A 19,483-nucleotide genomic window follows, 5' to 3' on the forward strand; every position below is an offset into this window, starting at 1 on the left:
TGCGAGGATCGGGGCCGACATGACTCCCCCTCCCCCGCCCTCCTTCGTCGTGATCGTGCCCGTGAAACCACCGGCGCGCGGGAAGTCACGCCTCGACGCGTTCCCGCCCGACCAGCGCCGCGACCTCGCGGCCGCATTCGCCCGCGACACCGTCGCCGCTGCTCGCCGTACGCCCGGGGTCGAGGCCGTCCTCGGCGTCACCGACGACTTCCGGTTCGCCGCCGACCTGCGCGCGGACGGCTGCGCGGTCATCCCCGACGGCGTCTCCGAGGACCTCAACGCCACGCTGCGCCAGGCCGCGGCGGAGGCCGTACGCCGCTGGCCGCACGCCCTGCCCGTCGCCCTGTGCGCCGACCTGCCGTCGCTGCGCAGCGACGACCTGGCGGCGGCCCTGCGCGAGGTGTCGGGGCCGAGCTTCGTGCGTGACGCGGCCGGGACCGGCACGACGATGTACGCCGCACCGCTGCCGCTCTTCGACCCCGCGTTCGGTCCCGGCTCGGCCGTGGCCCACGCGGCCGGCGGCGCCCGCGAGGTGGTGGCGCCCAGCCCGACCCTGCGCGTGGACGTCGACGAGCCGCACGACCTCGAGGTCGTCCTCGGGCTCGGGGTCGGGACGCACACGGCCCGGGCCTGGGAGCTCCACACGCACTGATGGCGGGCCACCCGGAGGTGGCCCGCCATCGTGGCGTGGGTGGATCAGGACTTCTTGGCCGCGGTCTTCTTCGTCGTGCTCTTCTTGGCGGTGGCCTTCTTGGCCGGCGCCTTCTTCGCGGTCGTCGTCTTCGCGGCCGTCGTCTTCGCGGTCGAGGTCTTCTTGGCGGCGGGTGCCTTCGTGGCGGCCGAGGTCTTGGCGGTCGTGCTCTTGGCCGCCGTGGTCTTGGCCGTGCTCTTCTTCGCCGCGGTGGTCTTGGCCGGAGCCTTCTTCGCGGTGGAGGCCTTCTTGGCGGTGGAGGCCTTCTTGGCGGGGGCCGCCTTCTTGGCGGTGGAGGCCTTCGTGGCCGGCGCCGCCTTCTTGGCCGCGGCGCTCGCGGTCGCGGTGGCGGCGGCAGCGACGGTGCGCACCGACGGGGGCGACGGCATGTTGGCCGCAGTCAGCTTCGGCAGCTTCTTGGCGCCGGAGACGATGTTCTTCAGCTCCTGGCCCGCGGAGAACTTCGGCACCGACTTCTTCTTCGACTTCATCCGCTCGCCGGTCTGCGGGTTGCGCACCCAGCGGGCGTTGCGCACGGACTTCTCGAACGAACCGAATCCGGTGATGGCGACCTTCTCACCGCGGGCGACCTCGCGGGTGATCGTGTCGAGCACCGACTCGAGCGCGTGCGCGGCCTGCTTGCGGTTCCCCTCGTATCGCGCGGCGAGCGCGTCGATGAGCTGTGTCTTGTTCACTAGCTTCCCTTCCAATGAACCCATGGCGCCGGGCCGGTGCGCGGCGTTCTGCTTGGCACGCTAGGCAAACGTGTCGGCGCTCACAATCACCGAAGGGTGTTTCCAGCCGTTTTCTTTCGCGGGGCGCGGCGGCCCGAGAAGCGCTCAGGCCTGCTGGGTAGCGGGTTTCCAGCTCGGTCGGGTGCTCTCGTACGCCGCGATGTCGTCGCCGTGACCGAGCGTGATGCCGATGTCGTCGAGGCCCTCGAGCAGACGCCAGCGCGTGTAGTCATCGATGTCGAAGGAGTCCTCGATCGCGTCCGGACCCTCGCCGGCCCTGACGGTGCGGCTCTCCAGGTCGACGGTCACGGTCGCGCCGGGGTGCTCGTCGAGGTGGTCCCAGATGCGCTGGACGACCTTCTCGTCGACCTGTGCCGCGACCAGCCCGGCCTTGCCGGAGTTGCCACGGAAGATGTCGGCGAAGCGCGAGGAGATGACCGCCTTGAAGCCGTAGTTCTGCAGGGCCCACACGGCGTGCTCGCGCGAGGAGCCCGTGCCGAAGTCGGGTCCGGCGACGAGGACGGTGGCACCGGCGTACTCAGGGCGGTTGAGCACGAAGTCCGGGTCGCTGCGCCACGCGGCGAAGAGCCCGTCCTCGAAGCCGCTGCGCGTGACGCGCTTGAGGTAGACGGCCGGGATGATCTGGTCGGTGTCGACGTTGCTGCGCTTGAGCGGCATCGCGACCCCGGTGTGGGTGCTGAACTTCTCCATGACTCAGACCTCCGCGCTGACGAGGTCAGCAGGTGACGAGAGCGTGCCGCGCACGGCGGTGGCGGCAGCGACGGGAACGGACACGAGGTGGGTGCGGCCGCCCTTGCCCTGGCGGCCCTCGAAGTTGCGGTTGGACGTCGAGGCGCTGCGCTCGCCGACGGCGAGCTGGTCGGGGTTCATGCCCAGGCACATCGAGCAGCCCGCACCGCGCCACTCGGCGCCGGCCTCGGTGAAGACCTGGTCGAGGCCCTCCTCCATGGCCTGGAGCCGCACCCGCACCGAGCCCGGCACGACCAGCAGGCGGGTGCCCTCGGCGACCGTGTGTCCCTTGATGATCTCGGCGGCGAGGCGCAGGTCCTCGATCCGGCCGTTGGTGCAGGAGCCGACGAAGACCGTGTCGACGTGCACGTCGCGCATCGGCGTGCCGGCCTCGAGGCCCATGTACTTCAGGGCGTTCTCGGCGGCGACCCGGTCGGACTCCTCCTCGAAGTCGCTCGGCGTCGGCACGACCCCGCCGAGGGCGACACCCTGGCCGGGGTTGGTCCCCCAGGTGACGAACGGCGTCATGGTCGCGGCGTCGAGGACGATCTCGGCGTCGAACTCAGCGTCGTCGTCGGTGACCAGGGTCTTCCAGTGCTCGACGGCGGCGTCCCAGTCGGCGCCCTTCGGGGCCTCGGGCTTGCCCTGGATGTAGTCGAAGGTGGTCTGGTCGGGCGCGATCATGCCGGCCTTGGCGCCCCACTCGATGCTCATGTTGCAGACCGTCATCCGGCCCTCCATCGAGAGCTCCTCGATGGCCTGGCCGCGGTACTCGACGATGTAGCCCTGGCCGCCGCCGGTGCCGGTGTGCGTGATGAGCGCGAGCACCATGTCCTTGGCGGTGACGCCCGCGGGCAGCGACCCGTTGATGGTGACCGCCATCGTCTTCGGCCTGGCCTGCGACAGGGTCTGCGTGGCGAGCACGTGCTCGACCTCGGAGGTGCCGATGCCGAAGGCGATCGCGCCGAAGGCACCGTGCGTGGAGGTGTGCGAGTCGCCGCACACGATCGTCATGCCGGGCTGCGTGAGCCCGAGCTGCGGACCGACGACGTGGACGATCCCCTGCTCGACGTCGCCGAGCGGGTGCAGCCGCACGCCGAACTCCGCGGCGTTCTTGCGCAGCGTGTCGACCTGCGTCTTGGACACCGGGTCGGCGATCGGCTTGTCCCAGTCGAGTGTGGGCACGTTGTGGTCCTCGGTCGCCAGCGTCAGGTCGGGGCGGCGGACCTGGCGACCGGAGAGGCGGAGGCCGTCGAAGGCCTGCGGTGAGGTCACCTCGTGGATGAGGTGGAGATCGATGTAGAGAAGGTCGGGCTCCCCGTCGGCACTGCGGACGACGTGCTCGTCCCACACCTTCTCGGCCAGGGTCTTGCCCATGTTCGTGCTCCTTCTCGCGTGACGGCTCTCGTACGTCGCCTTGCCGGCCGGACCTCGACGCGGCGTCGGGTGGCGGGGCGAGGCGGTGCTGCTCTCCGACACTACCGCTTGCATCCCATGATCTGAGACGGCAGTATTGCCATATGGACAACTCTAGCGGAGTCGGCGTGCTCGACAAGGCCGCCCTCGTGCTCTCTGCCCTCGAGGCGGGCCCGGCCACCCTGGCCGGTCTCGTCGCCGGCACCGGCCTGGCCCGGCCGACGGCCCACCGCCTCGCGGTCGCCCTCGAGCACCACCGCCTGGTGGCGCGCGACATGCAGGGACGCTTCGTGCTCGGCCCGCGACTGGCCGAGCTCTCCGCCGCCGCCGGCGAGGACCGGCTGCTCGCCGCCGCCGGCCCCGTGCTCGCCCGGCTGCGCGACATCACCGGCGAGTCCGCCCAGCTGTGGCGTCGCCAGGGCGACCACCGTGTCTGCGTCGCCGCGGCCGAGCGCCCGTCTGGGCTGCGCGACACCATCCCGATCGGTTCGCAGCTCACCATGCGCGCCGGCTCCGCCGCGCAGGTGCTGCTGGCGTGGGAGGATCCCGAGCGCATGCACCGCGGCCTGCTCAACGCCGCCTTCTCCGCCACCGCGCTCTCCGGCATCCGTCGCCGCGGATGGGCCCAGTCGATCGGCGAGCGCGAGCAGGGCGTCGCCTCCGTCTCGGCCCCTGTGCGCTCCCCCGGCGGCAAGATCATCGCCGCGGTGTCGGTGTCCGGTCCGCTCGAGCGCCTCTCGCGCCAGCCCGGTCGCATGCACGCGCCTGCCGTGCTCGCCGCCGCCGATCGACTCTCGGAGTCGCTGCGCCGCGCGGCCGCCGACTGATCGCCGACTGAGTACGCATGCGGTCGTGCCACGCACCGGTCGACGGTGGGCTCGAGACATGAACATCCTGCTGATGGTCCTCGTCCGGATCGCCGCCCTGGGGGCCGCGATCGCCGTCTGGTCGCTCGTCGCGCCCGGGCTCCTCGATGACGACTCCGGCCTGGGGACGGGTCTGCTCGCGTTCCTCGGTCTGGCGGTCGTCGGCCTCGTCTGGGGCCTTTACGACGGCCGCCACCGCGGCTTCGTCACCGCCGCGGCCGCGTGGAGCGCGACCGCGCTGACGTTCTCCGTCGGCTGGCTCGTCATCCGCGCGGTGCTCGACGCCGACTCCTCGATGAGCGCGTCCGAGATCGTGTCCTCCGACCTGTCCACGATCCCGTTCATCGCCGGCCTGGTCCTGGCCCCGGCCCTGGTGGGGGCAGCCGCCGGCCACGCCGTACGCCCTTCCCAGGTCGCGTGACGTCGGCCAGACTCGCGGGCATGGCAGACCTCATCGACCTCGGCGGTGCCGGCGACCAGCTCCTGACCCTCGCGGCTCGCGTCGACGAGTCCCACCTCGGCGGCCCGACGCCGTGCGAGGGCCGCACGGTCGGGCAGCTGATCGAGCACCTGGTCGGACTCACGGCGGCCTTTCGCGCTGCGGCCGACAAGGAGCTCGGCCCGCTGACCGACACCAGTCCCGACGACGACGGCTGGCCCGAGCTGCAGGACGGCTGGCGTGACTCGCTCGCCGAGCGCGTGCCGGCCCTGGTCGAGGCATGGCGCTCGCCCGATGCCTGGTCGGGGATGACGCGGGCCGGTGGCGTCGACCTGCCGGGCGAGGTCGCCGGGCTGGTCGCCCTCGACGAGCTGGTGCTGCACGGCTGGGACCTCGCGCGCGCGACGGGTCAGGACTACCGCTGCGACGACGCGACGGCAGCCGCCTGCATGCAGTTCGTCGCAGGGTTCGACACCTCAGGGACGCCCGGGTTGTTCGGCCCGGCCACGCCGGTCGCCGACGACGCACCCGAACTCGACCGGCTGCTCGCCCGGTCGGGTCGCGATCCGCAGTGGTCGCCCGCCTGACTCGTCAGAACAGCGCGTCCTGCTCGAGCTCGAGCAGGGTCTGCTTGCGCTCGATCCCGCCGGCATAGCCGGTGAGCGTGCCGTTGGCGCCGATCACCCGATGGCACGGGATGACGATCGGGATCGGGTTGCGGCCGTTGGCCAGCCCCACGGCCCGGCTGGCCGCGTTGGTCATCCCGAGGCGGTGCGCCACCTCGCCGTACGACGCGGTGTCGCCGTACCCGATCTGCGTGAGCTGGGCCCACACCCGCTGCTGGAACTCGGTGCCGACGGGCGCGAGCGGGAGGTCGAACTCCTTGAGGTCGCGCTCGAAGTAGGACCGCAGCTGGCGCACCGCCTCCACGAGGACCGGGTGGTCGTCGCTGCGCGCGCCGAGCGGGCGGCCGTCGGCGGGCTGGCGGAACGGGGAGAACTCGATGGCGCTGATCTTGTCGTCACGCTCGATGATCCGCAGGTCGCCGATGGGCGAGGGCAGGACGGTCCACATGTCAGTTCTCCTTGCTGGTGCTGGGCATCAGGGTGTTCCACAGGTGCATGAGGGCGTAGGAGCGCCACGGCCGCCAGCCCTCGACGTCGACGGCCTCGCCACCGAGCCCGGCCAGCACCTTGCGTACGGCGAGGTCGCCGGCCAGGAAGACGTCGGGGTGCCCGAGGGCGCGCATCGCGACGTAGTCGGCCGTCCAGGGGCCGATCCCGGGCAGGTCGAGCATCCGGTGGCGGACGTCCTCGCGGTCGGGTCCGCGGTCGAGGGCGAGCGACCCGGAGGACAGGGCCGTCGCGAGTGCGACCACCGCCCTCCCCCGCGCCCGCGGCATCGGCAGCGTCTCGGGGTCGACGGCGGCCAGCGCGGCGGCATCGGGGAACAGGTGCGTCAGGCCGGGGACTTCGGTGTCGACGGGGCGTCCGTGCGCGGCCACGATGCGACCGGCGACGGCGCGCGCCCCGGCGACACTGACCTGCTGGCCGATCACCGTGCGGACGGCCGTCTCGTCGCCGTCGACCTGCCCGGGCACCCGCAGACCGGGGGTGCCCCGCACGAGCGAGCCGATGACCGGGTCCTCGACGAGGTGGTCGTCGACGGCGACCGGGTCGCAGTCGGCGTCGAGGAGGCGCCGGACCCGCTCCACGGCGGCGGCCGTGTCGCGCACGTCCTCGAGGGCGAACTCGGCGGCCACGAAGGCCGTCTCGCCGATGCGGAGGTCGTCGCCGAGCTCGAGCCGCACGGTGCCGGGCCCGTGCGGGAGGTCGAGCGTCCGGGCGTACCACCCGTCGCCGGCGACCTCGACGCCCGGCACGACGTGGAAGGCGAGGAAGTCCAGCAGCCTCGAGCCCGCGAACGGGGTGCGCACGGCGAGCCGCATCGTGATGGTGCCGGAGGGGGTACGGCGCCCGCCGCGCCGTCCGCGCAGCTCGCTCGGTGACACGGCGTAGACCTCGCGCACGGTCTCGTTGAACTGGCGGATGCTGCTGAAGCCGGCGGCGAAGGCGATGTCGGCGAAGCCCATCTCGGTGGTCTCGATCAGGATCCGCGCCGTCTGCGCGCGCCGGGCCCGGGCCAGGGCCAGCGGGCCGGCGCCGAGCTCCTGGGTGAGCAGGCGACCGAGGTGGCGCGGGGTGTAGCCGACACGGGAGGCGAGCCCGTCGACGCCCTCCCGGTCGACCAGTCCGTCGGCGATGAGGCGCATGGCGCGACCCGCGACATCGGCGGCGACGTCCCAGTCGGGGCTGCCCGGGGTGGCGTCCGGCAGGCACCGCTTGCAGGCGCGGAACCCGGCCGCCTGGCAGGCGGCGGCCGTGGGGCGGAAGCTCACATTGGCGAAGCCGGGGGTGCGGGCCGGGCAGCTGGGGCGGCAGTAGATGCCGGTGGTGGCGACGCAGGTGTAGAAGACGCCGTCGAAGCGGCGGTCCTTGCTCTTGACCGCCCGGTAGCAGGACTCGGGGTCGAGGTCGGTGCGGGGCATGGACCCAGTCTGGCGGGGATCGGACATCCGTTCCAGCGGGAATCGGACACGACCGTCACCGGTCCGGCGGGATCGCCTCTCGATCCTGAGAGCTTGCTGTGCATGTCGCCCGATCGCCATCCGGTGCTGATCGCCACGACGAAGCACGTGCGTCAAGGGGAAAGCCCCCATCAACACATTCGAAGGATGATCCCCATGCGCACCAGGACCACCCCCGCCAAGCGCGGCCTCGCCGCCATCGCCACCGTCGCCCTGCTCGCCGTCCCCCTCGCCGCCTGCGGCACCGAGGACTCCGGCTCGGGCTCCGGCTCCGGTGACAGCGCCAGCGCCTCGGCCCCCAAGCCGGTGGCCGCGATCGACGCGCTGACCGGCAAGGACACCGCCATCGCCCTCGACACCGGCTTCACCGACGCCCTCACCTCGCTCAAGCTGACGCCCGGCGTGGTCGGCGACGCGAAGCTCGTCGACGGCTCGCTGGTGTTCCCGATCACGGGCGGCAATGTCACCGTCTTCAAGCCGGGCCAGGTCTCGCCCTACGTGATCGGCCAGATCCAGCACGAGGGCTCCGGCCTGTCCCTGACCGCCGGTGACACCAAGGTCGAGCTGACCAACCTCAACGTCGACCCCGGTGTGTCGCGTGTCTACGGCGACGTCAGCGTCAACGGCAAGACCGCGGTGACCAACGCGTTCCTCTTCCAGCTCGACGGTCGCACGCTCGAGCCGCTGGCCACCGAGGGCAGCACCGCGATCCTCGAGGGCACCAAGGTGATGATCTCCGACGACGCCGCCGGCCTCCTGAACGACACGTTCAAGACCGACGCCGTCAAGGGCGGCCTGCTCGTCGGCATCGCGAAGATCACCGTCAACACCAAGTGATCCGATCCCGTCAGCGATGACACAGTGGCGGCGTGCTCAGCACGCCGCCACTGCTGCGTCCGGACCTCGACCGGAGTCCGACCTGCGCGGCGCTCCTGCCACACTCACGCCGTGAGCACCACGTACGTCACGCGGCGCGCGCCCGCGGGGTCGGCAGACGCCGAACGATGGATCCGCGGCCTCGAGGCCGCCGTCCCACGCTTGTCCTGACAGGAATCCGACTCAGCGTGACGGACCCGTACGGCGAAGGGTCCCAGTCATGACGACGATCGGCTCGTTCGCCGTACGCCTCACCGGCAGGTCCGTTCCGAGACCCGCGAGCACACGCATCTCGGGTGCCCGTACTCAGGCCAGTCGTCGTGGTGCACCACCACACTCGGTCCATGGGACAGGCAGCGGAACCCGAACGAAGCGCGATCACGAGCACCGGGCACCCATGTCGGAGCGCGTCCTGGTTGGCGCACGCCGCCGTGGTGGTCCTGGTGGCCGGCTTCATCGGGCTCAGCGCCAGGCACGGCACGCCCGACGCCAACATCGGGCTGGGGCTGGGGTTGCTGGCCTTGGGGGTCCTCGGTGCTCCGTGGACGTTGCCGCTCCTCGTGTCCGACGAGCTGACCCTCGACTCCGGCGTGTTCCTCGCCGTGGCTGCAGGCGGAGCGGCGCTCAACCTGGCGCTGCACGCACTCACGCTCCGATGCTTGCGCGGGCGCTTGACGTCGACGCCATAGGGCGCGGGCAACCCGCCGAGCGACATCGGTTCGTGGGGCTTCCGGCGAGGTCGTCCCGGGCGCACACTGGTCTCATGCGCACCCTGACTCGTCGCCTCGGCCCCCACGCACGTACGTCCTGGCTGGCCCTCGTCGGGTTCGTGGCCCTCCTGGTGGTCGTCTCGACCGTCGCGGTGCTCCTGAACGGTGGTGGCCGTCCGGCCGTCGTGGGGACGGTGTTCACCGGGGTCGTGGTCTTCGGCGTGCTGGCGGCGTTCCTCGACGCGATCCTGGTGCCGGGCAACCCGGACGTACGGCGCGAGACGGGCCGCGCGGCCGGGTGGAGCGGGACTCTTGGTGCCGGCTGGTCCGACGGCGGCGGGCACGGCGCGGGTGGCGACGGCGGAGGGTCCTGCCCCTGACCGACCGCACCACGAGCTGCTCTGATCGAGTCAGCCAGGCCCAGCAGGTGTGGAAATGACACAGTGGCGGCGTGCTGGGCACGCCGCCACTGATTCGTGTTGTACCCCCGACCGGATTCGAACCGGCGCTACCGCCGTCCAGAAATGACGCAGTGGCGGCGTGCTGGGCACGCCGCCACTGGTTCGTGTTGTACCCCCGACCGGATTCGAACCGGCGCTACCGCCGTGAGAGAGCGACTGGGGGGTCGTCGGACGACGTTGGAAATCAGTGAACGTGCAGGTCAGAGCAGCAATTGACGACTGATCGCCGTTGGCTAGATTCGGCTGTTTCTGGACCTCGTGTTGCCCCAGTGTTGCCCGAGAGCCCCAATCGCGACCCGCCCCTTATAGCATTATTCGCTATACTTCGACCATGACGAGTAAGAGTCAGGTGCTGCGCGAGGTGATGCTCACGACGAGCACCACGCAGTCCGGCCTGTCCCGGCTCAGCGGTGTGCGGCAACCGAGCATCAGCGGCTTCCTCTCCGGCAAGGTCGACCTCAGCGACGACCAGCTCGACCGTCTGTTGTCGTGCATGGGTTTCCGCCTTGAGGTCGTACGACGCCCCATTGTCCCCCAGTTGACTCGCTCCGAACGCCGCTCCTGGCAGCTTCACCGACGCCTCTCGAGCCTCCTGAACCGCGAGAGCATCCAGGGGTGGCGCCCAACGATTGAGCGCAACATGGAAAGGCTCAGCGGCCACGTCACCGGCCAGCCCCATGAACGCAACCTCCAGCGGTGGCGCGGCCTCGTCGACCGTGGCGACCTCCCCGATCTACACCGTGTCCTGACGGGCCTCGACCGCGACTCCGTGGAGATGCGAGAGGTCTCCCCCATGGGCGGCCTGCTCACACAGGAGCAGCGCTCCGAAGTCATGGCGGTGGCGGGCTGAGGCGACGCGACCAACTGGAGCACGCCATCCGTGCGGCCTGCTAGATCATCCACCACTCCGAGGTCATCGTGGTCGGCTCGCAGGCCATCCTCGGCACCTACGACGAGTCACAACTCCCCGCGGCCGCAACGATGTCCATCGAGGTCGACATCCTGCCGATGGCCGAGACCAACGACGAGACCGCGCGACTGGCCGACCTGATCGAAGGCGTCGCCGGCGAGTTCTCGCCGTTCGAGGAACTCCACGGCTTCAGCATCGACGGCGTCGACCTCGAGACGGCTGTGCTGCCCGATGGTTGGCGCGATCGCCTGGTCAAGGTGCAGAACGCCAACACCGCGGCGCCGAGCGGCGAACCGCGCTTCACCGGTTGGTGCCTCGACAAGGAGGACCTCTGCGTCGCGAAGCTGATCGCCCTCCGCGAGAAGGACCGCAACTTCGTGGCTGCTCTGCTCAAAGCCAACCTCGTGGACGCTGGCCTGATCGCGTCGCGGTTGACGACGATACCGAGTAGGCAGGACGCCGCCGCTACCGAGCCAGCGCTCACCTGGCTCAGCTCGATGCGATGAAGCGGGAACGGCTCCGTTGGACGTCGTTGGCCTCCACCGACTCCGCTGAAAATCTTGCGGACACTCTGCGGACCGACGGGCACCCTTTCGCTCGCCCAATGCGACGTTCCGATACCGGCAAGCTGCCCACGGCGCGACTCTTGCCAGTGCCCGCGACCCCCACGTGCTAGACGGACATGCTCGACGGCAGCGGACTGACGTGGATGGTGGCATTCGTGAGCTTGGGGACCTCGCGAAGGAGTTTCTCCTCGACATCGTGAGCGATGGTGTGCGCCTCGTCGAGGTTGAGATCCGCGCCGACCAGGACGCCGGCCTCAGCCCTGATGCGATGGCCGATCCAGCGCAGTCGCAGGTACTCGACGTCCAGCACGCCGTCAGCACTCCCCGCGATTTCAGTCGCGCGGGTGGTGAGTGTCGGATCGACGGCATCCATCAGGCGGCGGTAGATGTCACGCGCCGCGCCGCGCAGAACCAGCAGGATGGCGATGGTGATGGCCAGGCCGATGAGGGGGTCGGCGAGGGGCAGGCCGGCCAACACGCTCAGGGCGCCGATCACCACGGCGAGCGAGGTGAATCCGTCGGTTCGAGCGTGGAGGCCGTCGGCCACGAGGGCGGCTGAACCGATGCGCCGGCCGACCCGGATTCGGTAGACCGCGACGATCTCGTTGCCCGCGAAGCCGATGAGCCCGGCCGCCACGACGACCCAGGGGTAGGTCAGCTCCACGGGGTCGACCAGGCGGCGTACGGATTCGTAGCCGGCCACCACGGCTGAGATCGCGATCATGAGCACGATGAAGACGCCGGCGAGGTCCTCGGCGCGGCCGTACCCATAGGTGTAGGAAGCGTTCGGTCGGCGGCGTCCGAGGGCGAAGGTGATCCACAGCGGGATGGCGGTCAACGCGTCGGAGAAGTTGTGGATGGTGTCGGCGAGCAGCGCGACGGACCCTGTGATGACCACCACCGCGGCTTGGGCCACAGCGGTGACCAGGAGGGCGACCAGACTGATCTTCACCGCGCGGATGCCTTCGGCGCTGGCTTCGAGTGCGGAGTCCACCGAGTCCGCGGCGTCGTGACTGTGGGGTCGGAACACCTCGGCCAACACCCCGCGCAGGCCGCGCAGGCCGCGGCGGCTGTGGCCGTGGCCGTGCTCAGCGTGGTGCTCGCTTTGTGGGTGGCTCATGTCGGCGTCCTTCAAGAAACTCGGAGGGGGTCGGTTGCCGCATCGCTCAGCCCTGGGGGAATCACGGAACAACCTACGACACATGATGACATCTTCATACATTTGCGCCGATAGGCTGCACCCTGTGGCACACGAACCGACGCGTCATCGGCTCCCTCCCGACCTCGATGTCGAGACCGCCGTTTCGGTCGCATCCACCCTCCAAGCGTTGGCGCACGCCGGGCGATTGCGCATCCTGGCGACGCTGCAGGCAGGACCCGCCACGGTGGGGCGGCTCACCGAGTCACTCGCCATGGAACAGTCGGCCCTGTCGCACCAGCTGCGCCTACTGCGTGACCTTGGGTTCGTCACCGCTGAGCGTCAGGGGCGACACGTCGAGTACCGGCTCTTCGACAATCACATCGGCGAGCTCATCGAGCAGGCCTTGTCGCACGCCGAGCACGTCAGGTTGGGAGTCGCCGAGCGAGACGCGGCCAGCGTTGATGGGGGCGTCGGCGCCTCTCGGGTCTAGCGGATCCGGGAACTTGGCCGGAGGCCGTTCACAGGAGTGTCGACCAGTAGGTCCAGAAGCGCTCGACGATGAGCGCGAGGATCAAGACGTAGCCCGCGAGCAGGATCGGCGCGTGCCACTCACCCAGGACGACGGTCGTCTGCGAACGCAGGATCGTGCCGCCAAGTACCCCGGAACGGGCGTTGCGCATGGTCACGTACAGGAACACGGGCCACGTGACCGCCCATACCGCCATGCAGTACGGGCACAACGCGTCGATGCGGTACAGGCTCTGGAAGACAAGCCACAGCACGAAGCCGATGCCAAAGGTCACGCCAGCCTGGAGCCCTCGCCAGAACCATGACGTCATCGCCGCGCCTGCGAGCAGAGCCGCTCCGACCGTCGCGACCACAGGGAATGCGGCGACCCCGATGATTGGGTTGGGAAACCCGAAGGCCTCGGCCTGAGCGGTGCGCATGATGGAGCCGCAGTTCAGGACCGGGTTGATGCTGCAGCTGGGCACATAGGTGTCGTCCGTCAGCAGGGCGATCTTCTCGGCCAACAGGACCATCGCTGCGACCGCTCCGATGACTCCGCACGCAAGTAGAAGCCAGGCCAGGGGACGTTCGCTGGTGTGACTGTGGTGCTCCGCGCGATTCGCTGCGGGTTCACTCACCGAGGGCCTCGTCGAGAACCGCGTTGAAGTCCTCGACCGAGGTGGGCTGGAACAGTTCGTCGTTCACGTAGAACGTCGGCGTGCCGGTGATGCCGAGATCCTCGCCGTCACTCACGTCCTGCCGCACGCGCTCGAGCACGTCCTCGGAGGCGTAGTCGGCGTCGTATTGCTCCATGTCGAGCCCGAGATCCTCGGCGTAGCCGCGGAAGAGGTCGTCCATCGGCTTCTGCTGCTCGCCCCACTCCGACTGGGTCTCGTACATCTTCTGATACATCGCCTCGTACTGGCCCTGGCGGGCGGAGGACTCCACCGCGCGCGCAGCTCGCTCAGCGTTGAAGTGACCGGGTAACGGGAAGTAGCGGGCCACGAATGTCACCTGGCCGGCATAGTCCTCCCGCAACTTCTCCACGATCGGGTAGGCGGCACCGCACGCCTCGCACTCGAAGTCTAGGAACTCCACGAAGGTGACCTCGCTGCTGCCCTCCTCGCCAAGGACGTGGCTGTTCGAACGCACGATGGCAGAACTCTCGTCCGCGTCCGGTTGAGCCGTCGGCGTGTCTCCGCCCCCGCGACCTGCGAGGAGGGCGACGACGAGGAGCGCGGCCACGAGCACCGATCCCACGCCGAGGGATGCCTTGGTCTGGGTGCGCACAGGAGCCTCCGGGTCCGATTGGCAAATACGATGTTGGATAGTAGTAGGGTGCTCCAACCGTCGATCGTGGGGGCGCACGCGTGAGCTGCGGAGTTGTGCCGATCGGCCCGGGTGGCACACTTGCTCATCGCTCGACGTCGCCTGCCGCCGCACTCCTGTCACGCCACCGACCTGAGGAGCTTCATGGGCCACCACCGAGCTGAGGATCGTTCGCGCCTGCGACGGTCGGGCACGGCGGCGCATGCAACGCCGATGATCCCGTCAGCAGGACCGGGAAAGCGCCGGGCGATTCGGCCGGCACCGCGCTTCCAACGGCTGCGCGGGTGGGCACCGACGCCCGTGCTGGCGGGCGTGGTGGCCCTCGCCTCGGCCACGGGCGGCGCTCTAGCCACCGCCGCCGCCCCGAGCGATCCCGCGCAGGCGACGGGCACGATGTCCTCGTTCCGCGCCAGCGCGGCGGTTTCCTCGGGGGCCCAAGCGGCTGGACGTCGCAGCATCGTCAGCCGGAGCGCACGACGGACGTCGTCGGGTGCGAGCGACACCCGGCTGGTCCGGGCAGCCGAGAGACTTGGGCGCGAGCGCAACGCGGCCCTCACCCGGTTCGCCCAGCGGGCGGCAGCCTGGTCTGCCGAGATTGAGCTGAACAGGTGGTTCCTACCCGTCAACTACGTCGCCCTCACCGCGCGCTACGGCGAGTACGGACTGTGGGCGAGCTCGCACACGGGCCTGGACTTCAACGGCGACGAAGGTGATCCGATCTACGCCGTCGCGAACGGCGTGATCACGTCGGTCGGCTACGACGGCTCCTACGGGAACAAGACCGTGCTGACCCTCCAGGACGGTACCGAGATCTGGTACTGCCACCAGAGCCGCTTCCTGGTGACGACCGGGCAGCAGGTGCGCGGCGGCGAGCAGATCGGCGCCATCGGCTCGACCGGCAACGTCACCGGATCACATCTTCACCTCGAGGTCCGCCCGGCCAGCGGAGGAACCACCGATCCCTACGCCGCCTTCGCGTCCAACGACCTTCTGTGACCACCCACCCCGCGGAGGAACTACGCATGCCATCACCCCTCGCCCACGGGCTGGGCGGCGGGAGCGACCTTCCCATCCCCGCATCCTTCGCTATTGCAGGAGGAACCGCCGCGCTCGTGTTGTCGTTCACGATCCTCGTCCTCGCGTGGCGTGGAGCTAAGTTCGTCAATGTCGAGGGCGGCCGTGCCGCGCCCTCGTGGCTCACCGCGGCGCTCGACAGCCGCGCGCTCACCGTCGTCGCTCGCGGATCCGGACTTGCTCTCCTCGCGTACGTCGGATGGGCCGCGATCTGTGGCCAGGACCTGCTCAGCAACCCAACGTTCGGGGTCGTCTACGTCTGGCTGTGGATCGGCATCGTGCCCACCTCCCTCTTGCTGGGTCCGTTCTTCAAGGCGGTGAGCCCGGCCCGCACCCTCCACCTGGGGCTGGCGCGGCTGGCAGGACTCGACCCGACAGAAGGCCTGTTCCGGTTGCCGCCCCGTCTCGGCTACTGGCCCGCCGCCACGGGCCTCCTGGCCTTCGTGTGGCTGGAGCTGGTGTACCCGGGCAACCAGTACCTCGGTCCGGTCAGGCTCTGGTTCGCCCTCTACTTCGCCACGACCGTCATCGGTGCGCTGCTGTTCGGATCCCGCTGGCTCGAGCGTGCCGACCCGTTCGAGGTCTACTCGACATTGGTGGGTCGACTGTCGGTATGGGGCCGCACATCCACGGGTGGTCTGGTGCTGCGCACCCCACTGAGGAACTTGGCCGGAATCCCGGCGGAGCCTGGACTCGTGGCGGTCGTGTCGGTACTCCTCGGGAGCACCGCCTTCGACAGCTTCCGAGCGTCCAATTCATGGCTGCGTTTCTCTCAGACCACGACAGCAAGCGTGCCGCTACTGGAGACGACCCTGCTCCTCGTCGCATGCGGCGTCGTCGCAGTGACGTTCACGCTCGCCACCATGAGCGTCGGAGACGACACCGGACTGTCCCGACGCCGTCACCCGGCCGCGATGGCGCACTCCATCGTGCCGATCATCGTCGGCTACATGGTGGCCCACTACCTGACGTTCTTCGTCGAGACCGGACAGGAGACCCTTGCCCTGATGAGCGACCCGCTCACCGACGGATCTGACCTGCTCGGCACGGCCGACCTCAGGGTCAACTACTGGCTCTCGCTGCACCCGACCTTCCTGGCAACGACCAAGGTGCTCGCCATCGTGATCGGGCACGTCGTGGGCGTGGTTGCAGCCCACGACCGATCGTTGCAGCTCCTGCCCGCAAAACGGCAGCTCAGCGGCCAGCTGCCGCTGCTGGCCGCGATGACGCTCTACACCTTCGCCGGCCTCTACCTGTTGTTCGGCGTCTGACCGGGTTCGGCGCCCGCTGGGAACAAGCGGCGACCCACCACTCGGCCGCGGGGCAAGCGCAGCGGCCAGCCCCATCGTGCCGCACTACGACTCGTGCCGGCCGATCTGCAGCGTCTCGGGCGAGGACGACTGCTGCTCGGCAGGCGTGCAACATACGGCTGCACAGTCCCCACAACCGCAGCCGGTCGCCTCTGCTCCGTCGGTCCGTGCTGGGGCGCAGCAGCCCTCTCCGCGCCAGGCGTCTCGCCCTTCCTTGACGGCCACGGCAGCGATCACCAGCCCGGCGAGGGGGTCCGCCCACGTCCAGCCCAGCGTCGCGTTGAGCACGAGTCCGACGAGCAGGACCGCGGACAGGTAGGTGCACAGGAGTGTCTGGGTCGAGTCGGCGACGACTGCGTTGGAGCCCAGCTCCTTGCCGGTACGGCGTTGGGCCCAGGACAGGAACGGCATGATCGCCAGCGAGAGCGCCGCGAGGACGATCCCGACGGGCGACGGGTCCGGGGCGTGAGAAGACAGCAGCGCCCGGACCGACTCGAAGCCGACATAGGCGGCCAGCGCGAAGAACGAGAAGGCCATCAGCTTCAGGGCCTGCTGCTCACGCGTCTCGGGCAGCGGGTGCCGGAACTGCCACAGGATGATCAGGCCGCTCGACACCTCGACGATCGAGTCGAGCCCGAAGCCGATCAGGGCCACGGATCCCGCGACCAGTCCGGCGGTGATCGCCACCACGGCCTCGATGACGTTGTAGGTGACCGAGGCGCCCGCCAGCAGTTGCGCGCGGCGTCCGAGCCTGGCCCGACGTTCCGCGTTCGGGGCGATGTCGAGGCTGGTCATCGGATCGCCTCGCCCACGCCGTAGTTGGGGCACAGGGCAACGGCATCACCCGTCGCACCGAGGAGCGTCTCGGCCGCCGAGAGCAGGCCGCGGACCTGATCCGGGTAGGTCAGCGAGAACACGGAGGCCCGTCCGTCGGGCCTCGACTTGACCAGGCCGCAGCCGCGCAGGCAGGCCAGATGCTTCGACACGGTGCTCTGGGCCAGGCCGAGGTGCCCGGTCAGGTCGACCACACGGTGCTCGCCGAGCAAGAGGTGCCGCAGGATCGCCAGCCGGCTTGGGTCGCTGAAACCGTGGAACAGACTGGCCGCCGGCGCCAGGCCTACCTGCTCGACGTCCGGCTCCGGGGTGGGGGCGACGACTTCCATATTCATAGCCATACGGCGATGTTAGCACCATCCCGAGAGCGCCCGGCCCTCTACTACGTTTCATAGTAGTAACGTGTGTGCCCGACCCCCCGACCAGCCAACCCGAGGCAGGCAATGAGCACCGAGACCAGCCAGCGCGGCTCCCCCAGCAGCGCTCCCGCAGATCCCGCGCCAAGTGCGACCGGTTGGGGCTGGGGGCGATGGACGTGGCGAACCATGACCTCGATGCGTACGGCGATCATCCTGCTGACCTTGCTCGCCCTCGCGGCCGTACCCGGCTCCCTACTCCCCCAACGGAATGTGGCCACGGACCCGGCCGCGGTCGACCGCTTCGTGATGGAGAATCCACACCTTTCGCCTTGGTTGGACCGGCTGGGACTCTTCGACGTCTACGCCTCCGCTTGGTTCGCGGCCATTTACCTCCTACTGCTGGTGTCGATGACGGGCTGCGTGCTCCCTCGGTGTGCCCGCCTGTGGCGATCGGTGCGATCGGCGCCCGTGCGAGCACCCGGCAACCTGGCCCGGATGGAGGGACACGTCGAGTGGACGGCCCACTCTGGCCCCGCCAGCGAAGCTTCCCCCCAGGTCGCGGCCGCGGACCTGCTCCGCGATCGAGGATTCCGCGTCGAGATCCACGGCAACGAGGTCCGCGCCGAGAAGGGCTACCTCCGCGAACTCGGCAACCTCGTATTCCACCTGTCGCTACTGGTGCTGCTCGTCGGGGTCGCCGCCGGCCGGCTCTTCGGTTTCGAGGGCCGGGTCGCCCTCGCCGAGGGGGCGACCTTCACCAACGTCCGCTCCGAGTACGACGCCTTCACCCCCTCGGTCTGGACCGACGTCGACAACCTGGAGCCCCTGTCCTTCACGCTTGACGACTTCGAGGCCACGTTTGAGACAACCGGAGCCAAGGCCGGCGAGCCGCGTCGCTTCAATGCCGCGCTGTCGTTTCGGACCGGCACCGGCTCGCCGACCCGCGTGCAGGACGTGCAGCCCAACCACCCGCTCGACATCAACGAGACGAAGGCATTCCTCACCGGCCACGGCTACGCGCCGGTCGTCACCGTCCGCGACGGTCGAGGAGACGTCACCTTCTCCGGACCGGTCATCTTCCTCCCCCGCGACTCGACGTACGCCTCCGACGGTGTCATCAAGGCTCCCGACGCGGTGCCTCAACCGCTCGCCTTTGAAGGCTTCTTCCTCCCCACCGCGGACATCGACGACCGAGGTCCCTACTCCGCGTTCCCCGACGCCTTCAACCCGGAGCTCTTCCTGACCGCCTTCACCGGCGACATGGGCCTGGACGACGGGACCCCACAATCCGTGTTCACTCTGGACAAGACGAACATGGAGCAGGTCACGGGCGAGGACGGGCAACCCCTGGCACAGGCGCTCGCCGTCGGGGAGACGATGACCCTCCCCGGCGGAGTCGGGACGCTGACCTTCGACAAGGTCGCGCGGTTCGCCAACTTCCAGATCGCCTACGACCCGGGCAAGGAGATCTCCCTGCTCGCCGCGCTGATGCTCCTCGCCGGCCTCACGACCTCACTCTCAGTGCGACGCCGCCGGATCTGGCTCAGGGTCACCCCCGGAGCGGACGGCGCGGCCGACCACATCGAGGTCGCCGGACAGTCACTCACCCGCTGGCCCCTGAAGCCGGCCGACCTCGATGCGCTGGTCGCCGCACTGCGGCCCGCGCCGATCAGCACCCCACTGCGGGAAAGGACCCGATCGTGATCGACCCGACCATGCTGGCCAGTCTCTCCAACCTCCTCATCTACACAGCCATCGCCGTGTACGCCGTCGCCTTTCTCACCTACGCCGGCGAGACGGCGCTCCGGACCACACGACGCAGCACCGCGCCGGCATACCTCGGCGTCGGGCCCGGCGGGCCGGAGCCGTCACCGGAACCGCTGTCATCCGAACCTCTGCTACCCGACCCCCACGACAGGATTC

Annotated in this window: 23 protein-coding genes; 13 read left to right on the forward strand and 10 right to left on the reverse strand. The window is 69.7% G+C overall.

Going from position 1 to position 19,483, the window contains the following annotated elements:
- The first annotated feature begins 19 nt into the window (after positions 1 to 19).
- On the forward strand, positions 20 to 652 hold the full coding sequence (cofC, locus tag C7S10_RS13515) for a 2-phospho-L-lactate guanylyltransferase (protein ID WP_108344950.1): 633 nt from the start codon (positions 20 to 22) through the stop codon (positions 650 to 652).
- Positions 653 to 696: 44 nt separating this feature from the next.
- Here the strand turns inward: cofC and C7S10_RS13520 are convergent, their stop codons facing one another.
- The 3 genes from C7S10_RS13520 to leuC form a co-directional block, all read right to left on the reverse strand.
- The gene (locus C7S10_RS13520) at positions 697 to 1,386 is read right to left on the reverse strand and encodes an HU family DNA-binding protein (protein ID WP_108344951.1); all 690 of its coding nucleotides are present in this window, start codon (positions 1,384 to 1,386) and stop codon (positions 697 to 699) included.
- A 144-nt stretch (positions 1,387 to 1,530) separates the two neighbouring features.
- Positions 1,531 to 2,136, reverse strand: coding sequence for a 3-isopropylmalate dehydratase small subunit (gene leuD / locus C7S10_RS13525; RefSeq protein ID WP_108344952.1), 606 nt, complete (start codon positions 2,134 to 2,136; stop codon positions 1,531 to 1,533).
- Between the two features lie 3 nt (positions 2,137 to 2,139).
- Entirely contained in the window at positions 2,140 to 3,552 is a 1,413-nt protein-coding gene (gene leuC, locus C7S10_RS13530; RefSeq protein WP_108344953.1) for a 3-isopropylmalate dehydratase large subunit, read from the reverse strand.
- 143 nt (positions 3,553 to 3,695) lie between these two features.
- On the opposite strand from leuC, the gene C7S10_RS13535 reads away from it, so the two are divergent.
- From C7S10_RS13535 to C7S10_RS13545, 3 genes are read left to right on the forward strand one after another with little or no spacing between them, the layout of a single operon-like run.
- The gene (locus C7S10_RS13535; RefSeq protein WP_036491064.1) at positions 3,696 to 4,418 is read left to right on the forward strand and encodes an IclR family transcriptional regulator; all 723 of its coding nucleotides are present in this window, start codon (positions 3,696 to 3,698) and stop codon (positions 4,416 to 4,418) included.
- A gap of 58 nt (positions 4,419 to 4,476) precedes the next feature.
- Positions 4,477 to 4,878, forward strand: coding sequence for a hypothetical protein (locus C7S10_RS13540; protein ID WP_108344954.1), 402 nt, complete (start codon positions 4,477 to 4,479; stop codon positions 4,876 to 4,878).
- A 20-nt stretch (positions 4,879 to 4,898) separates the two neighbouring features.
- Positions 4,899 to 5,483, forward strand: coding sequence for a TIGR03086 family metal-binding protein (locus tag C7S10_RS13545; protein ID WP_108344955.1), 585 nt, complete (start codon positions 4,899 to 4,901; stop codon positions 5,481 to 5,483).
- A 4-nt stretch (positions 5,484 to 5,487) separates the two neighbouring features.
- Here C7S10_RS13545 and C7S10_RS13550 read toward each other — a convergent pair whose 3' ends face one another.
- Both C7S10_RS13550 and C7S10_RS13555 read right to left on the reverse strand, forming a co-directional pair.
- Positions 5,488 to 5,970 (reverse strand): methylated-DNA--[protein]-cysteine S-methyltransferase, encoded by a 483-nt coding sequence (locus C7S10_RS13550; protein WP_108344956.1) that lies wholly within the window; start codon positions 5,968 to 5,970, stop codon positions 5,488 to 5,490.
- Position 5,971: 1 nt separating this feature from the next.
- Positions 5,972 to 7,444: a DNA-3-methyladenine glycosylase 2 gene (locus tag C7S10_RS13555; RefSeq protein ID WP_108344957.1), complete on the reverse strand. Its 1,473-nt coding sequence runs from the start codon at positions 7,442 to 7,444 to the stop codon at positions 5,972 to 5,974.
- Positions 7,445 to 7,639: 195 nt separating this feature from the next.
- On the opposite strand from C7S10_RS13555, the gene C7S10_RS13560 reads away from it, so the two are divergent.
- The 5 genes from C7S10_RS13560 (at position 7,640) to C7S10_RS13580 (ending at position 10,946) form a co-directional block, all read left to right on the forward strand.
- Positions 7,640 to 8,320 carry a hypothetical protein gene (locus tag C7S10_RS13560; RefSeq protein ID WP_108344958.1) on the forward strand — a complete coding sequence of 227 codons (681 nt, stop codon included), beginning with the start codon at positions 7,640 to 7,642 and terminating at the stop codon, positions 8,318 to 8,320.
- A gap of 383 nt (positions 8,321 to 8,703) precedes the next feature.
- Entirely contained in the window at positions 8,704 to 9,048 is a 345-nt protein-coding gene (locus C7S10_RS13565; protein WP_133176517.1) for a hypothetical protein, read from the forward strand.
- Between the two features lie 74 nt (positions 9,049 to 9,122).
- Positions 9,123 to 9,449, forward strand: coding sequence for a hypothetical protein (locus C7S10_RS13570; protein WP_108344960.1), 327 nt, complete (start codon positions 9,123 to 9,125; stop codon positions 9,447 to 9,449).
- Between the two features lie 430 nt (positions 9,450 to 9,879).
- Entirely contained in the window at positions 9,880 to 10,380 is a 501-nt protein-coding gene (locus tag C7S10_RS13575; protein ID WP_207769372.1) for a helix-turn-helix domain-containing protein, read from the forward strand.
- A gap of 68 nt (positions 10,381 to 10,448) precedes the next feature.
- Positions 10,449 to 10,946 (forward strand): DUF6036 family nucleotidyltransferase, encoded by a 498-nt coding sequence (locus C7S10_RS13580; RefSeq protein WP_341476750.1) that lies wholly within the window; start codon positions 10,449 to 10,451, stop codon positions 10,944 to 10,946.
- Positions 10,947 to 11,112: 166 nt separating this feature from the next.
- Here C7S10_RS13580 and C7S10_RS13585 read toward each other — a convergent pair whose 3' ends face one another.
- Complete coding sequence (locus C7S10_RS13585; protein WP_108344961.1) at positions 11,113 to 12,126, reverse strand: cation diffusion facilitator family transporter; 1,014 nt, start codon at positions 12,124 to 12,126, stop codon at positions 11,113 to 11,115.
- A 124-nt stretch (positions 12,127 to 12,250) separates the two neighbouring features.
- Here C7S10_RS13585 and C7S10_RS13590 point away from each other — a divergent pair, with 124 nt between their 5' ends.
- Positions 12,251 to 12,637: an ArsR/SmtB family transcription factor gene (locus tag C7S10_RS13590; RefSeq protein ID WP_243395363.1), complete on the forward strand. Its 387-nt coding sequence runs from the start codon at positions 12,251 to 12,253 to the stop codon at positions 12,635 to 12,637.
- Positions 12,638 to 12,665: 28 nt separating this feature from the next.
- Here C7S10_RS13590 and C7S10_RS13595 read toward each other — a convergent pair whose 3' ends face one another.
- Both C7S10_RS13595 and C7S10_RS13600 read right to left on the reverse strand, forming a co-directional pair.
- Entirely contained in the window at positions 12,666 to 13,187 is a 522-nt protein-coding gene (locus C7S10_RS13595; RefSeq protein ID WP_243395372.1) for a vitamin K epoxide reductase family protein, read from the reverse strand.
- Between the two features lie 97 nt (positions 13,188 to 13,284).
- On the reverse strand, positions 13,285 to 13,899 hold the full coding sequence (locus C7S10_RS13600; RefSeq protein ID WP_243395364.1) for a DsbA family protein: 615 nt from the start codon (positions 13,897 to 13,899) through the stop codon (positions 13,285 to 13,287).
- 228 nt (positions 13,900 to 14,127) lie between these two features.
- Between C7S10_RS13600 and C7S10_RS13605 the strand changes: the two genes are divergently transcribed.
- Both C7S10_RS13605 and C7S10_RS13610 read left to right on the forward strand, forming a co-directional pair.
- A complete protein-coding gene (locus C7S10_RS13605; protein ID WP_108345008.1) occupies positions 14,128 to 14,979 on the forward strand; it encodes a M23 family metallopeptidase in 852 nt (283 codons plus the stop codon).
- Positions 14,976 to 16,328: a hypothetical protein gene (locus C7S10_RS13610; RefSeq protein WP_243395365.1), complete on the forward strand. Its 1,353-nt coding sequence runs from the start codon at positions 14,976 to 14,978 to the stop codon at positions 16,326 to 16,328. The genes C7S10_RS13605 and C7S10_RS13610 overlap by 4 nt, the downstream gene beginning before the upstream one ends.
- Before the next feature lie 84 nt (positions 16,329 to 16,412).
- Here the strand turns inward: C7S10_RS13610 and C7S10_RS13615 are convergent, their stop codons facing one another.
- Both C7S10_RS13615 and C7S10_RS13620 read right to left on the reverse strand, forming a co-directional pair.
- A complete protein-coding gene (locus C7S10_RS13615) occupies positions 16,413 to 17,162 on the reverse strand; it encodes a cation diffusion facilitator family transporter (protein ID WP_108344964.1) in 750 nt (249 codons plus the stop codon).
- Positions 17,159 to 17,530, reverse strand: coding sequence for an ArsR/SmtB family transcription factor (locus C7S10_RS13620; RefSeq protein WP_243395366.1), 372 nt, complete (start codon positions 17,528 to 17,530; stop codon positions 17,159 to 17,161). Before C7S10_RS13620 ends, C7S10_RS13615 begins: the two co-directional genes overlap by 4 nt.
- Positions 17,531 to 17,746: 216 nt before the next feature.
- Between C7S10_RS13620 and resB the strand changes: the two genes are divergently transcribed.
- On the forward strand, positions 17,747 to 19,264 hold the full coding sequence (gene resB / locus C7S10_RS13625) for a cytochrome c biogenesis protein ResB (RefSeq protein WP_243395367.1): 1,518 nt from the start codon (positions 17,747 to 17,749) through the stop codon (positions 19,262 to 19,264).
- Positions 19,265 to 19,483: the final 219 nt, after the last annotated feature.

Origin of the sequence: Nocardioides currus (assembly GCF_003057875.1) — a bacterium.
Lineage (GTDB): Bacteria > Actinomycetota > Actinomycetes > Propionibacteriales > Nocardioidaceae > Nocardioides > Nocardioides currus.

Excerpts from the sequence above, each read along its gene's own strand:
- C7S10_RS13540 (WP_108344954.1), top strand. The coding sequence starts at position 4,477 with ATGAACATCCTGCTGATGGTCCTCGTCCGGATCGCCGCCCTGGGGGCC.
- C7S10_RS13555 (WP_108344957.1), bottom strand. The coding sequence starts at position 7,444 with ATGCCCCGCACCGACCTCGACCCCGAGTCCTGCTACCGGGCGGTCAAG.
- C7S10_RS13560 (WP_108344958.1), top strand. The coding sequence starts at position 7,640 with ATGCGCACCAGGACCACCCCCGCCAAGCGCGGCCTCGCCGCCATCGCC.
- C7S10_RS13550 (WP_108344956.1), bottom strand. The coding sequence starts at position 5,970 with ATGTGGACCGTCCTGCCCTCGCCCATCGGCGACCTGCGGATCATCGAG.
- C7S10_RS13535 (WP_036491064.1), top strand. The coding sequence starts at position 3,696 with ATGGACAACTCTAGCGGAGTCGGCGTGCTCGACAAGGCCGCCCTCGTG.
- C7S10_RS13615 (WP_108344964.1), bottom strand. The coding sequence starts at position 17,162 with ATGACCAGCCTCGACATCGCCCCGAACGCGGAACGTCGGGCCAGGCTC.
- C7S10_RS13605 (WP_108345008.1), top strand. The coding sequence starts at position 14,128 with ATGGGCCACCACCGAGCTGAGGATCGTTCGCGCCTGCGACGGTCGGGC.
- cofC (WP_108344950.1), top strand. The coding sequence starts at position 20 with ATGACTCCCCCTCCCCCGCCCTCCTTCGTCGTGATCGTGCCCGTGAAA.
- C7S10_RS13545 (WP_108344955.1), top strand. The coding sequence starts at position 4,899 with ATGGCAGACCTCATCGACCTCGGCGGTGCCGGCGACCAGCTCCTGACC.
- resB (WP_243395367.1), top strand. The coding sequence starts at position 17,747 with ATGACCTCGATGCGTACGGCGATCATCCTGCTGACCTTGCTCGCCCTC.
- C7S10_RS13565 (WP_133176517.1), top strand. The coding sequence starts at position 8,704 with ATGGGACAGGCAGCGGAACCCGAACGAAGCGCGATCACGAGCACCGGG.
- leuC (WP_108344953.1), bottom strand. The coding sequence starts at position 3,552 with ATGGGCAAGACCCTGGCCGAGAAGGTGTGGGACGAGCACGTCGTCCGC.
- leuD (WP_108344952.1), bottom strand. The coding sequence starts at position 2,136 with ATGGAGAAGTTCAGCACCCACACCGGGGTCGCGATGCCGCTCAAGCGC.
- C7S10_RS13595 (WP_243395372.1), bottom strand. The coding sequence starts at position 13,187 with ATGGTCCTGTTGGCCGAGAAGATCGCCCTGCTGACGGACGACACCTAT.
- C7S10_RS13570 (WP_108344960.1), top strand. The coding sequence starts at position 9,123 with ATGCGCACCCTGACTCGTCGCCTCGGCCCCCACGCACGTACGTCCTGG.
- C7S10_RS13585 (WP_108344961.1), bottom strand. The coding sequence starts at position 12,126 with ATGAGCCACCCACAAAGCGAGCACCACGCTGAGCACGGCCACGGCCAC.
- C7S10_RS13620 (WP_243395366.1), bottom strand. The coding sequence starts at position 17,530 with ATGGAAGTCGTCGCCCCCACCCCGGAGCCGGACGTCGAGCAGGTAGGC.